Genomic DNA, 12,986 nt, shown 5'->3' with positions numbered 1-12,986 from the left:
CTAATACTCGTAAAGGCGATGAATTAAAGTAGTACCTTGGAAAATAATGCAGAGAGTCAGCTGGTTGGTGAAAAGCTGAAGTATGGAACAGGGGAACTCGTTAAGGAGCCGATAAGCACACTTATCCGTTTTACTTCGCGTTAAGAAGAAATGAAGGGCTTTTTTCCTTAAGAAAAAAGAACTAAGGTGGTACCGCGTTGAACAACGTCCTTAGAATGTTTAAGGATGTTTTTTTATTACAAAAGGAGAATGATTATGAACTATCAACACCAGAAAGTAGAGAAAAAATGGCAAACGTACTGGAAAGAGAATAAAACTTTTGCCTGTGACACACATGATTTCAGTAAGCCTAAATTTTATGTATTGGATATGTTTCCATATCCAAGTGGAAATGGTTTGCATGTTGGCCATCCAGAAGGCTATACCGCTACCGATATTTTGGCACGAATGAAACGCATGCAAGGTTACAACGTATTACATCCAATGGGATGGGATGCTTTTGGCTTGCCGGCAGAGCAATTTGCTATTCAGACAGGAAATCATCCTGCTGAATTCACAAAGAAAAACGTTGATCATTTCCGTGAACAGATTCAGTCTTTAGGTTTCTCCTATGATTGGGATCGCGAGATTTCAACGACAGATCCTGATTATTATAAATGGACCCAATGGATTTTCTTGCAGCTTTATAAGAAAGGGTTAGCATATGTTGATGAGATTCCTGTAAACTGGTGTCCTGAATTGGGGACGGTTTTAGCTAATGAAGAAGTCATTGACGGAAAGAGTGAGCGAGGTGGCTACCCAGTCATTCGTAAGCCGATGCGTCAGTGGGTCTTAAAAATCACAGAATATGCAGAGCGTCTGTTAGAAGATCTGGAGTTATGCGATTGGCCACAATCCACCAAAGAAATGCAGATCAATTGGATTGGTAAATCACAAGGCGCTAATGTTATCTTTAAGATAAAGAATACAGATAAAGAATTTACGGTATTTACGACACGCTGCGATACTTTATTTGGCGCTACTTATTGTGTTATGGCACCTGAACATCCATATGTAGATGAAATCACGACAGCTGCTCAAAAAGAGCAAATAGCTGCTTATAAGAAGACTTGTGCATCAAAGTCTGATTTAGAACGTACGGAATTAAACAAAGAGAAAACAGGTGTTTTTACTGGCGCTTATGCGATCAACCCAGTAAATGGAAAAGAAGTTCCTATTTGGATTAGTGATTATGTATTAGCAAGTTATGGAACTGGAGCAATCATGGCTGTTCCTGCACACGATACCCGTGATTATGAATTTGCTAAGAAATTTAATATCGAAATCATTCCTGTTTTAGAAGGCGGAGATATCAGCAAAGAAGCCTTCACGGAAGATGGTGTTCACGTGAATTCCGCGTTCTTAAATGGTATGGGAAAACAGGAAGCCATTGATACTATGATCAAATGGTTAGAAGAACATCATTGTGGTTGTGCAAAGACAACATATAAATTACGTGATTGGCTGTTTTCTCGTCAGCGTTACTGGGGAGAGCCAATTCCTATTATCCATATGGAAGATGGTACGACACGCACGGTTGATATTGATGAACTGCCACTTGAATTACCAGAAACTAAGATTTTCAAACCAAATGCAAATGGCGAATCACCATTAGCACATTGCGAAGATTGGTTGAATGTCGAAATCGATGGTGTTAAAGGAAAACGCGAAACCAATACGATGCCACAATGGGCTGGCAGCTGTTGGTATTATCTGCGTTATATTGATCCTAAAAATCATGAAGCAATTGCAGATGAAAAACTATTAGAACATTGGTTGCCAGTAGATTTATATGTCGGTGGTGCTGAACATGCGGTATTACACTTATTATATGCACGCTTCTGGCATAAAGTATTGTATGACTGCGGTGTTGTAAAAACCAAAGAACCTTTCCAAAAATTATTCCATCAGGGAATGATCTTAGGAGAAAATAACGAAAAAATGTCAAAATCGCGTGGAAATGTTGTAAATCCAGATGATATCGTTGAAAGCCATGGTGCTGATGCGCTGCGTGTATATGAAATGTTTATGGGGCCACTTGAAGCTGCTTTGCCTTGGAGTACGACCGGATTGGATGGTTCTCGTAAATGGTTGGAACGTGTTTGGCGCTTATATACCGAACAAAATAAATTAGCAAAAGAGAATGATGGAAAATTAGATAAGGTCTATCATGCAACTGTAAAAAAGGTAACACATGACGTCGAAACCTTGAACTTAAATACAGCGATTTCACAAATGATGATTTTTATCAATGAATGCTATAAAGCAGATACTATTTATGAAGAATATGCAAAAGGTTTCTTAAAAATGTTTGCATGTTTTGCTCCACATATGGGGGAAGAAATCTGGCAGGATGTCTTCCATGGAGAACAAACTATTGCATATGAACCTTGGCCGACATATGACGAAAGTAAATTGATTGAAAGTGAAGTTGAAATCATCGTTCAGGTGAATGGTAAATTGCGTGGTAAATTTAAGATTGCAGCGGATGCGAATGAGGATGCTATTAAAGAAGAGGCATTACAGTTAACGAGTGTGAAAGCACAATTAGAAGGTAAAACCATTCGTAAGATCATTGTTGTAAAAGGTAAAGTTGTGAATATCGTTGCAAATTAATTTCATGAGAAACCATATGGGTCATCCGATGGTTTCTTTTTTTGCATGTAAACGATTCATTATATAAATAGCTTATGCTATCCTTATCGAAGAAGAGGTTCACATATCGCTTGCTTTTAGTCTTTCCATGGGGATGTCTTAGAAAATGACAAGTCGACTTGTCACATAGAAACAAGCATCTTAAGCTTTTTTGTAAGCGTTAAATCTGTTACAATAAAGATAATAAATAAGCTTTAAAGAGCAGGTGATAGGATGAATAAAAAAATTGCTATACTAAAACGCAAAAAAGCGATACGTAATCTGATTACATTGTTGGCAGTCATCACGTCTGCTTTGCTGCAGACCTTTGTTATTCAATCTATGATTCGTCCTGCTAATATGTTATCTAGTGGATTTACCGGCGTTGCAATCTTAATTGACAAAATTGCAGCATTATATGGTGGTTCTATATCTACCTCAATCGCTATTATCATGTTAAATGTACCAGTTGCCCTTTTATGTTATAAAAGTATTTCGGCAAGATTCACATTCTTCTCTTGTATTCAATTTGCCTGTACAAGTCTCTTTCTACAAGTGATGAATTTTCAGCCAATGTTTCATGATATCGTATTAAATGTTATTTTTGGTGGGTTCCTTTATGGAATCGGTACTACTCTGGCATTAAAAGGCAATGCTTCCACCGGTGGAACTGATTTTATAGCCTTGTTTGTGTCGAATCGTTTAGGCAAATCCATATGGTCCTATGTGTTCCTCTTTAATGCGGCTATCTTATGTATCTTTGGTTCTATGTTTGGTTGGATTTATGCCGGATATTCAATTATATTTCAATTTATCTCAACAAAGACAATTGATGCTTTCCACCACCGTTATGAACGTGTTACCTTGGAAATTCTCACAAGTGATGCAGAAAGTGTTGTAGATACGTATGTAGATCATTTTCGCCATGGCATTACCTGTGTACAAGGATATGGGGGCTTTTCACACAAAAAGATTTATATCCTACATACTGTTGTCTCTACGTACGAAGTTGCTGATATCATTGAATTACTTAAACAAACTGATGAACGAATTATAGTTAATGTTATGCGTACAGAACAATTTTTTGGTAATTTTTATCAAAAGCCTTTTGAATGATGAATCATCGTACGCTAATTGATTTACGTAACATCAACATGGTTCTAGGAAGACTTTTATTTGGCACTTGTTGAACTGTAATAACACTAATTTTCGGGTTTAGCTAATCGCTATGAATCGTATTACACGAAATGGTTTTGATGGAAAATGCTTACAAGCAAGCAAAGCGTGATACGCAACAAAGGCTTGTTTCATGCGTCGATCAGGATTTTCTTGCGTTAAAAAGCATATGTATGCTATACTATATGAGGAAATTTGGAAGGTGATAAAAATGGGTAGACATTTTGAAGTGCGCGCCGCTTCCATGGCTAAGACGGCTGCAGCAAAAGCAAAGAAATATTCTCGTTATGGTAAAGAAATTTTAGTAGCAGCAAAATCAGGTGTGCCTGATCCGGAAATGAATGCTGCATTAAAAAAAGTAATTGAACGTGCAAAAGCAAATCAGGTTCCTGCTGATGTTATTAAGCGTGCCATTGACAAAGCAAAAGGTGGTACCAATGAAAACTATGCACCTGCTACATATGAAGGATTCGGCTCTGGTGGAGCTGCAACCATCATTATTGACTGCTTAACAGATAATGCAAATCGTACGATTGCCGATTTACGTGCATGCTTTAATAAATCACATGCGAAATTAGGTGTGAGTGGCTGTGTATCTTTCAATTATGAGCATGTTGGATTGATTTCCATTGCTTATGAAGATGAAGAGGCAATGATGGATGCTTTGATCATGGCGGAAGTTGATTTAAAAGATATTGAAGTAGAAGATGGGCAAATGACAATTACGGTAGAGCCTACAGACTTAAATAAAGCTCAGGATGCAATTGCCGAACTGATTCCTGATGTAAACTTTGATATCATGGAAGATACGATGTTGCCTAATGAGTATGTTGAACTGGAAGGTGAAGATTTGAAACTGTTCCAGCGATTGGTAACGTTACTGGATGATGTTGATGATGTACAGCAGGTATATCACAATGTTCGTAACATTAATGATCCTGTTGAATAAGAAATAGCGATAAGCGATACTTTATGGTATGACCAACCTGAGTATCGCTTTTATCATATGTAGCCATTGTTGTTTTGTTTGTTCAGATAGATAAGAAAAATCATTTATTCTCTTAAAGAAATCGTTTTTTTGTTTTACTTCTAATTGACAAACTTCGCTAAGATGGGTAAACTATAAGTAATCCGATGAAAAAGAGGCTTATCATAAAGTAAGTTACAGAGAAAAAGACATTAGCTGAGAGTCTTTGCGATGCATTTATGTTAAGGGACACTTTGGAGGAATTATCAGGAAATGGATAATCGTATGACCGCGTTAAGGTGTTAAGCAGCATTTCAATTCGAGATGAAAAAAGGTGGCACCGCGTGGAATACGTCCTTTGTGAGGGCGTTTTTTTATGCTTATGAAGATGATAAATGAATGGAGGAATGACTATGCGTTATCAGGTACCAAGAGGAACACAGGATATCCTGCCTAAGGATATTAGCAAATGGCACAAGCTGGAAGATATGATTCGTCAATTCTGCTATGTGTATAACTACGATGAAATTCGTACCCCAATTTTTGAACATACAAATGTCTTTAAACGAGGCAATGATTCCAGTGATATGGTGAATAAGGAAATGTATACCTTCCAGCTGGAAAACAGTGCAACCTCATTGACCCTGCGCCCTGAAGGAACAGCAGGTGTAGCCAGAGCCTTTGTGGAACATAAGATGTTTGGCAATGCGGATCTACCAGTAAAGATGTACTATGTAGGTCCACAGTGTCGTCATGAACGTCCACAAAAGGGAAGAATGCGTATCTTTCATCAATTTGGTGTAGAAGTGATTGGCGCAAAAAGTCCGATGTTGGATGTTGAAACGATTGCTTTAGGTTGGAGCTTTGTATCCGCATTAGGATTAAAGGATATGAAAGTGTTGATCAACACTTTAGGTGATGATGAATCCCGTGCTGCATATCGCGCCGCTTTAAAGGAACACTTTAAAAACGATATTGATACCATGTGTGCGGATTGTAAGCGTCGTTATGAACAAAATCCTTTACGTATCTTAGATTGCAAGGTGGATCATGATAAAGATATTATGAAGACAGCACCTAAGATGGAAGATTATCTAAATGATGCCAGCAAACAATATTTTAAGGAAGTCTTAGAAGGCTTAGATGCTTTAGGTATTCCTTATGAAGTGGATGATCGTTTGGTTCGTGGCTTGGATTATTATACACATACAGTATTTGAAGTTGTCTCCGTTAATAAGGAAATGGGCGCCCAATCTACGGTATTTGCCGGTGGCCGTTATGATGGCTTGGTAGAGTATTTCGGTGGTCCGGAAGGAATGAGTGGCATTGGCTGGGCAATGGGATTGGAACGTTTGATCATTGCTTGTGAGGCAGAAGGCATTACTCTTGATGAGGAAGATGGATTAGATGCGTATGTCCTTTGTTTAGCAGATAGCGTACATAAGGAAGTATTGGCAATTACGACCGAATTGCGAGCAAATGGCTATCGCACAGATACAGATTACTTAGGTAGAAGCTTTAAAGCACAGTTTAAAACCGTCGATCGCAAACATGCACGATGTGCAATTCTAATCGGGGATAGTGAAGTAGCTAATGGTACCGTGAATATCAAAGATGTAAAAACGCAACAGCAGTATACAGTCCCAATGGAGGAATTGATCCCAACGATGGATCGTATCTTTGGCAATGTTGGCTGTGGTGAAATTAATGAAGAAGAATAGGAAGGAAATCGCATATGGAGAGAACACATACAAATGGAGAACTACGTTTAAGTGATACTGGAAAAGAAGTTACTTTGCTGGGCTGGGTAGCCAAACGTCGTAACTTCGGAGCCTTGGTTTTTATTGATTTACGTGATCGTACAGGAATCACACAGCTGGTTTTTGATGAAACACTGGCTGAGCAAATTAAGGATGTGCGAAATGAATATATCTTACAAGTAAGTGGTACGGTCTTAGAACGAAAAGATAAGAATCCAAAACTTGCGACTGGAGATATTGAAGTTAAAGTAAATGAGGTCAGCATCATCAATAGTGCCGAAACAACTCCTATCATCGTAGCTGATGATACAGATGCTTTGGAAGACACTCGTTTAAAGTATCGCTATTTAGATTTACGTCGTCCAATCATGCAAAACAAATTAATGATGCGTCATAAGATTACCCACAGCATGCGTGAATATTTAGATAGCAAAGATTTTATTGAGATTGAAACACCAATGTTGGGAAGAAGTACACCAGAAGGTGCTCGTGATTATTTGGTACCAAGTCGTGTGCATCCGGGAAGTTTTTATGCACTCCCCCAATCTCCGCAGCTCTATAAGCAATTATTGATGGTATCAGGCTTTGAACGTTATTATCAGTTTGCCAGATGCTTCCGTGATGAAGATTTACGAGCAGACCGTCAAACAGATTTTACGCAAGTTGACTTAGAAACCAGTTTTTTAAGCGATGTGGAAATTCAGACGATGATGGAAGAAATGCTGCAAAAGCTGATGAAAGATGTAAAAGGCATGGATATCAGCATTCCATTCCCAAGATTAACATGGGAAGAAGCCATGAATCGTTATGGTAGTGATAAGCCAGATAACCGCTTTGCCATGGAATTGCAGGATATCACGGAGCTGTTCACTAATTGTGGTTTTAAAGTATTCCAGGATTGTATCGCAAATGCCGGCAGCATCAAAGCGGTAGTTGTCCCTGATAAAGCAAGCATGACGCGTAAAGAGATTGATAAGATTACAGAACTTGCGAAAAAGAATGGCGCAAAAGGCTTAGTCACTTTAAAATATCTCAATGGTGAAGTGAGTGGCCCTATCGTTAAGTTCTTATCTGAAGATGAAATTCATGCTTTGATTGAGCGATTAACCTTGAAAGAAAATGATTTAGTGTTGATTGTTTCAGATAAATGGAGAATTACATGTGAAGTCTTAGGTGCTTTACGTAATCATTTTGGATCCCTATTAGGGTTAAAGAAAAAAGATGAATTCTCTTACTTATGGGTTACCGATTTCCCAATGTTTGAGTACAGCGAAGAAGATGGACGTTGGTATGCAATGCATCATCCATTCACACGTCCACGTGATGAGGATATGCAATACATTGATACCGATCCAGGTAAAGTCCATGCGATTGCCTATGATGTTGTGTTAAATGGCTATGAATTAGGTGGAGGTTCTTTACGAATCTATGATGGAGCTATGCAGGATAAAATGTTTGAGGTACTTGGCTTTACAGAAGAAAAGATTCAAGAGAACTTTGGATGGTTCGTTGATGCATTAAAATATGGAACACCTCCACATGGTGGATTGGCATTTGGACTTGATCGTATCGCAATGATCTTATCTGAGAGCGACTCTATCCGTGATGTTATAGCATTCCCTAAGAACGCAAACGCAAAATGTCCAATGAGCGACGCACCTACACCAGTTGATGAAGAACAGTTGCAGGAGTTGCATATTACCATTACTGAAAAAGAGTAATAGAAGCGGATTAGGTAGTTTTAACTTATATAAGGAACAAACAACATGGATAAAATCGTGTGTAGTGACCTTAAAAAGTAGGACACATTACATGAAACTGTATTTCATAAGGATTGTTGTCTATATGCAAATAGACGCAATCCTTTTCTTTATGCAGTACTTTCCGTTATTATAGTATGCAATAGCTTCTATTATTACTGGTTAAATCGTTAAAGTTTTTTGAATGTTTGTTAGCTTTACTTAAACTAGATTAGGGTAATTACTCAAACAAGAATACACACATTCAGTTGCATTTAATGACTTTTCTGTTATAGTTTTAAATAAGAAAAAAGGCGGAGATTATCATGCATACAGAATCAGTAATAAAAAAGTCAATTACCTCTTTAACAAAAGGTATACGCGAAAAACTCATTTTCCTCTTATTTATCACTATTATTGTGCAATCGCAGAATGTGTTAATATCTTATGTAATGGGGATTATTGTTGATGGTTTGACATCTATGAAGTTCTCATGGGTATTACAAGTATTAGTCTTTGTGTGTATCCTAATCATTGCGATCACTGCACTTTCTACCCTACAAGCATATATCTCAAGCCACTTACAGTTTTCTTATCAACACAAGCTAAAAGAGCTTATCTATGAACATTTGTTTCGGGTAAAACTGAGTTCTCTAACAGAATCTGTTAGTGCCATCTGCGAGAAGATAGATACGGATACTTTAACTTGTGCTAACTACGTGATGGAAGATAAGCTACAAGTATATATTGACGCTGTTTTAGCATTTTTGATTACGGGTATTCTGTTTTTTGTAGATTGGCAAATTTGTCTTTTGGTACTACTGCTTGCAATTTTAAATATTGGTATATACATGATTAGTTATCAGAAGATGTTTCGCATCCGCAAAGCTGAGAAGGATGCACAAACGGCGTCTTTCTCACGTGAAGTGATGTGGATGGGGCGGGGGAAACTTGTGCGATTAGAACATCTTTATACTAATGTAAAAAAAGATATACATGCAATTTATACGACATGTGAAAAAGCAATGAAACATAGTTTGAATGTTTCATCCGCTTATAATTTCATATGTTCCATGATATCCAGCTTATCCTTAATTTTAATCATCTATCTTTCATTAAAGCGAATACAAGTCGGCGAAATCACCGTTGGTGAATTTGTTGTGGCATTTAATTTTTTCAATATGTTGGTTACGTATATATCTTCAATTTTAAATTTCGGCTCGAAAAAGCAGGAAATGCATATTGCAATAACGCGCTTAGATACTCTTATGGATTTAGAAGAGGAGTCTGAGGAAGGTATTATCTTAGATAGCGTTCATGATATTATAATAAAAAATTTAACCATATTCTATGGCGATAAAAAGATTGTAAAACATCTGACTTGTAAATTTAAGCAAGGAAATAGCTATGTAATCAAAGGAGCAAACGGTGCCGGTAAAAGTTCTCTTTTAGATGTATTGAGTGGCTTTCAAGCATATGAAGCAGAGGCTTTTCTAATCAATGATATTCCTTTTTCAGAACTGCAAGTATATCATTATCGAAAAATTGTATCTCCTATGCACTTCAACAGCCGTATGTTATACAGGACACCGTATTGAATAACATCAATTTTGGACAGTCACGAAATACTGCGATGCTCTTTCGTTTAGATAGTCTTAACAACCGCGATATTCATGAAGATAACATCTCCCAAGGAGAAAAGCGTAAAATTGTTTTAAATAGAGCTTTTGTTAAAGATGTTTCACTTTATTTATTAGATGAACCTGAGTCTTTTTTAGATGCTGACGCGAAAAAGAAAGTAATCGATTTTCTTATGATGAAGAAGAGTGATTGCATGATCATTATTGTATCTCATGATAAAGATATCATACAATGCGCTGATGAAGTTATTGATCTAGAAGAATCAAGATAATGGAAAATCTTAACACTTAGAAAATGTTTACTAAACAATTAAGTTTTTTGTTATATGCACCTGTGTTATCCTGTGTTATAGTGAAATAGAAAAGCAGATGGAGGATTGTTTATGGAATATAAGTGTTTTTATGAATCTGCCATGGGAAGAATTATTCTAACGAGTGATGGAGAAAATTTAACAGGTTTATGGTTTACTACTTCAAGATTTAGCGAGTTATGTGAAATAGAAAAAGAGCAATTCCATGAAGAACTGCCCGTTTTTCATAAGACACGTAGGTGGTTAAATGCTTATTTTAAAGGTCAAAATCCTAAAATTGATGTACCTATGCGATTGAGTGGAAGTGCTTTTTGCTTACGGGTGTGGGAAATTTTAAAAACCATTCCCTATGGACAAACCATAACGTATGGAGATATAGCAAAGCAAATTGCAGCAGAACAAGGAAAAGCGAAAATGTCAGCCCAAGCGGTTGGCTATGCGGTTGGTCATAATCCAATATCTATCATTATTCCTTGTCATCGCGTCGTAGGCGCAAAAGGAAATCTTACAGGATATGGTGGGGGATTAGATAAGAAAATACAGCTTCTTACATTAGAAAACGTAGCGATGGATGCCTTCTATCGGCCAAAGAGGGGAACGGCGTTATAAGTTAGTGTTCTTGTAACTGATGCATTAGACATTCAATAGGTTGCTTATCCTCACGAAAGCCTTTAAATACTGGCTGACGCATACCACCGCTTTGTGTGTATTCCATAAATTTCACGGTACCGCATAAAAACGGCGATATCCAAGTGGCATCCTCATTGCCATCTGGCAGGACAGAAAAAGGGCAAGGAATCGTGTCTTTGATATGGGCAAATAAATAATCTTTGGATACACCCATGGTAACATGCCCACAATATTGCAGTTTTTGGTTATCATAAGCAGCTAGCACTAAGGAGAGCATGGCATGTTCTTTGGGAATATAACCAACAACAGCAAAATCGGCTTCCAATAGATGTTTGCATTTGATCCATTCTTTTGTGCGCTTGCCTGGTTGATACAGACTTTCTTTACGCTTTGCGACGATACCTTCCAGTTGTTGTTGCTTCGTTAAAGCAAACAAAGCTTTTCCTTCTTGTTCGATGTAACGAGAGATATTACAGATAGGGGATTCTTTAATGTTCTTTTCAAGCAATTTTTTTCGTTCCATCAAAGGCTTTTGACAAATATCTTCACCATCAAGATTTAAAATATCAAAAGCAGTGAAGACAGCAGGAAACTTTTTACTATGTTGACGTATACGAAAAGGATCACTTGTAAGAGTTCTTCTTTGAATGGCGAAAAAATCACTTTTTCCATCTTGAAAAACATGCAATTCTCCATCGATCACACAAGGCTTCTTTGCTTGTTTATATAAACTTTTTAGTTCAGGAAACTTAGAATTTAATTTTAGATGACGTTTATTGATAAGTTCTACATGATCTTTATAAAGATAAGCTAAACAACGAACACCATCCATTTTAATCTCGTAAATATATGCATCATCGTCAAATGGAGGCTGTTCTGTTCCGATTAACATGGGATCGTATAAGGGAAATTGCATTAGTGACGCACCCGTTTTCGCTTGGTTTTCGGCTTCGTGGCTTCAATGGATTGCTTTAAAGCTTCCATAAGATCAATTGGAGTTTTATGATCTTCCTTACGATCGCTGCTGTGTAGTATTTGATGACCATCAATCTTTTCTTCAATTGCATTGCGTAAGCGCTCTTGAAATTCATCATGATACGTTTCTGGTTCAAATGGTTTGCTCATGGATGTTATCAATTGTTTTGCCATGTTCAACTCAGCTTTATCAATATCCGGGTGCAAAATGGTTTTGGGATTCTCAACTAATTCTTCTTCATAGAAAAGGGTCTTGACGATAATTTCTTCATCGCTTGGGCAAAGAGCCAGCAACGTTTCTTTAGTGCCAATAACCGTTTTGGCAACTGCAACAACATTTTCTTCCTGCATGGCTTTACGCAGCAATTCATATGCTTTTTCGGCATGTTTCTCAGGAACAGCATAATAATTCTTTTCATAATATAAATCATTGATATTGGCTAAAGAAGTGAAATGTTGAATCTGGATCGTACGATCTTTTTCAACTTTTAACTTTTCAATCTCATCATTTGTCATGATGACATATTTATCCTTTTCATATTGATAGCCTTTTACAATATCTTCACTTTTTAATTCTTTGTCACAATTTGGACAATATTTTTTATATTTTACGCGTTCATGGGTATCTTTACAAAGTTGATTAAAGGATATAGCTGTATCCTGTGTTGTTCGATACAGTTGTATAGGGATATGAACAAGTCCAAAAGATATAGCTCCTTTATGTGCAACAGCCATGGTATCACCTCAAGGCTATTATGGCTGTTTCGGATAGTATCATTCTTATCATTATGAAATATACTTTGGTAAACTATTGTATATGATGTGATTAGAAGCGTTAAAGAGGATTCTAAAGTATCCAATTTAATGGAACGCCTAAAAAAATAAAGTCAAGAGTATTATTTCAAAAGTTATCTGCTATACTATATGTGTCCGGAGGGTATAAATTTTTCCTACGCTTAGAGATAAGGGAGATCGGATGTTGTTAGATGGTGTTGAATACCTGCTACGTGTAGGGATCCTAATATCTAACGCAGATCACCCACCTGTATATACAGGGAAAGATCTCTCCCTTCGGACGTATATGAAAAATTGACAGATGAGCAATCATCTGTTTT

Annotated in this window: 10 protein-coding genes, 1 other RNA gene and 2 other annotated features; of the genes, 9 read left to right on the top strand and 2 right to left on the bottom strand. The window is 37.1% G+C overall.

What is annotated here, in order from left to right; translation table 11 throughout:
• Positions 1-9 precede the first annotated feature (9 nt).
• Positions 10-215 (top strand) — a binding site (T-box leader).
• 40 nt (positions 216-255) lie between these two features.
• The 8 genes from leuS (at position 256) to ACESSZ_RS02860 (ending at position 10,875) form a co-directional block, all read left to right on the top strand.
• Positions 256-2,655, top strand: a complete 2,400-nt coding sequence (gene leuS, locus ACESSZ_RS02895) for a leucine--tRNA ligase (protein WP_008688541.1) — start codon at positions 256-258, stop codon at positions 2,653-2,655.
• A gap of 252 nt (positions 2,656-2,907) precedes the next feature.
• Positions 2,908-3,789 carry a YitT family protein gene (locus ACESSZ_RS02890; protein WP_008688540.1) on the top strand — a complete coding sequence of 294 codons (882 nt, stop codon included), beginning with the start codon at positions 2,908-2,910 and terminating at the stop codon, positions 3,787-3,789.
• Between the two features lie 271 nt (positions 3,790-4,060).
• Positions 4,061-4,798 carry a YebC/PmpR family DNA-binding transcriptional regulator gene (locus tag ACESSZ_RS02885; protein WP_040013756.1) on the top strand — a complete coding sequence of 246 codons (738 nt, stop codon included), beginning with the start codon at positions 4,061-4,063 and terminating at the stop codon, positions 4,796-4,798.
• Positions 4,799-4,974: 176 nt separating this feature from the next.
• Positions 4,975-5,178, top strand: a binding site (T-box leader).
• Positions 5,179-5,229: 51 nt separating this feature from the next.
• Positions 5,230-6,537, top strand: a complete 1,308-nt coding sequence (gene hisS / locus ACESSZ_RS02880; RefSeq protein WP_008688538.1) for a histidine--tRNA ligase — start codon at positions 5,230-5,232, stop codon at positions 6,535-6,537.
• A 14-nt stretch (positions 6,538-6,551) separates the two neighbouring features.
• Positions 6,552-8,297, top strand: a complete 1,746-nt coding sequence (gene aspS / locus ACESSZ_RS02875; RefSeq protein WP_008978350.1) for an aspartate--tRNA ligase — start codon at positions 6,552-6,554, stop codon at positions 8,295-8,297.
• 344 nt (positions 8,298-8,641) lie between these two features.
• Positions 8,642-9,913, top strand: a complete 1,272-nt coding sequence (locus ACESSZ_RS02870; protein ID WP_331866869.1) for an ABC transporter transmembrane domain-containing protein — start codon at positions 8,642-8,644, stop codon at positions 9,911-9,913.
• Positions 9,910-10,227: an ATP-binding cassette domain-containing protein gene (locus tag ACESSZ_RS02865; RefSeq protein WP_331866868.1), complete on the top strand. Its 318-nt coding sequence runs from the start codon at positions 9,910-9,912 to the stop codon at positions 10,225-10,227. The genes ACESSZ_RS02870 and ACESSZ_RS02865 overlap by 4 nt, the downstream gene beginning before the upstream one ends.
• 111 nt (positions 10,228-10,338) lie before the next feature.
• On the top strand, positions 10,339-10,875 hold the full coding sequence (locus ACESSZ_RS02860) for a methylated-DNA--[protein]-cysteine S-methyltransferase (RefSeq protein ID WP_331866867.1): 537 nt from the start codon (positions 10,339-10,341) through the stop codon (positions 10,873-10,875).
• A 1-nt stretch (position 10,876) separates the two neighbouring features.
• Here the strand turns inward: ACESSZ_RS02860 and ligD are convergent, their stop codons facing one another.
• Entirely contained in the window at positions 10,877-11,812 is a 936-nt protein-coding gene (gene ligD, locus ACESSZ_RS02855; protein WP_331866866.1) for a non-homologous end-joining DNA ligase, read from the bottom strand.
• The gene (gene ku, locus ACESSZ_RS02850) at positions 11,812-12,606 is read right to left on the bottom strand and encodes a non-homologous end joining protein Ku (protein WP_008688532.1); all 795 of its coding nucleotides are present in this window, start codon (positions 12,604-12,606) and stop codon (positions 11,812-11,814) included. The genes ligD and ku overlap by 1 nt, the downstream gene beginning before the upstream one ends.
• Positions 12,607-12,787: 181 nt before the next feature.
• Here ku and ssrS point away from each other — a divergent pair.
• Positions 12,788-12,963: non-coding RNA, 6S RNA (gene ssrS / locus ACESSZ_RS02845), on the top strand.
• The last annotated feature ends 23 nt before the right edge of the window (positions 12,964-12,986 follow it).

This window comes from Eubacterium sp. 3_1_31 (assembly GCF_964249515.1).
Classification (GTDB): Bacteria; Bacillota_I; Bacilli_A; order Erysipelotrichales; family Erysipelotrichaceae; genus Longicatena; species Longicatena caecimuris.
The sequence above is the reverse complement of the archived record's forward strand: the minus strand, read 5'-3'. Positions and strand labels throughout refer to the sequence as shown.

Coding starts and splice junctions, on each gene's coding strand:
- aspS (WP_008978350.1), top strand. CDS start 6,552: ATGGAGAGAACACATACAAATGGAGAACTACGTTTAAGTGATACTGGA.
- ku (WP_008688532.1), bottom strand. CDS start 12,606: ATGGCTGTTGCACATAAAGGAGCTATATCTTTTGGACTTGTTCATATC.
- leuS (WP_008688541.1), top strand. CDS start 256: ATGAACTATCAACACCAGAAAGTAGAGAAAAAATGGCAAACGTACTGG.
- ligD (WP_331866866.1), bottom strand. CDS start 11,812: ATGCAATTTCCCTTATACGATCCCATGTTAATCGGAACAGAACAGCCT.
- ACESSZ_RS02890 (WP_008688540.1), top strand. CDS start 2,908: ATGAATAAAAAAATTGCTATACTAAAACGCAAAAAAGCGATACGTAAT.
- ACESSZ_RS02860 (WP_331866867.1), top strand. CDS start 10,339: ATGGAATATAAGTGTTTTTATGAATCTGCCATGGGAAGAATTATTCTA.
- ACESSZ_RS02885 (WP_040013756.1), top strand. CDS start 4,061: ATGGGTAGACATTTTGAAGTGCGCGCCGCTTCCATGGCTAAGACGGCT.
- ACESSZ_RS02870 (WP_331866869.1), top strand. CDS start 8,642: ATGCATACAGAATCAGTAATAAAAAAGTCAATTACCTCTTTAACAAAA.
- hisS (WP_008688538.1), top strand. CDS start 5,230: ATGCGTTATCAGGTACCAAGAGGAACACAGGATATCCTGCCTAAGGAT.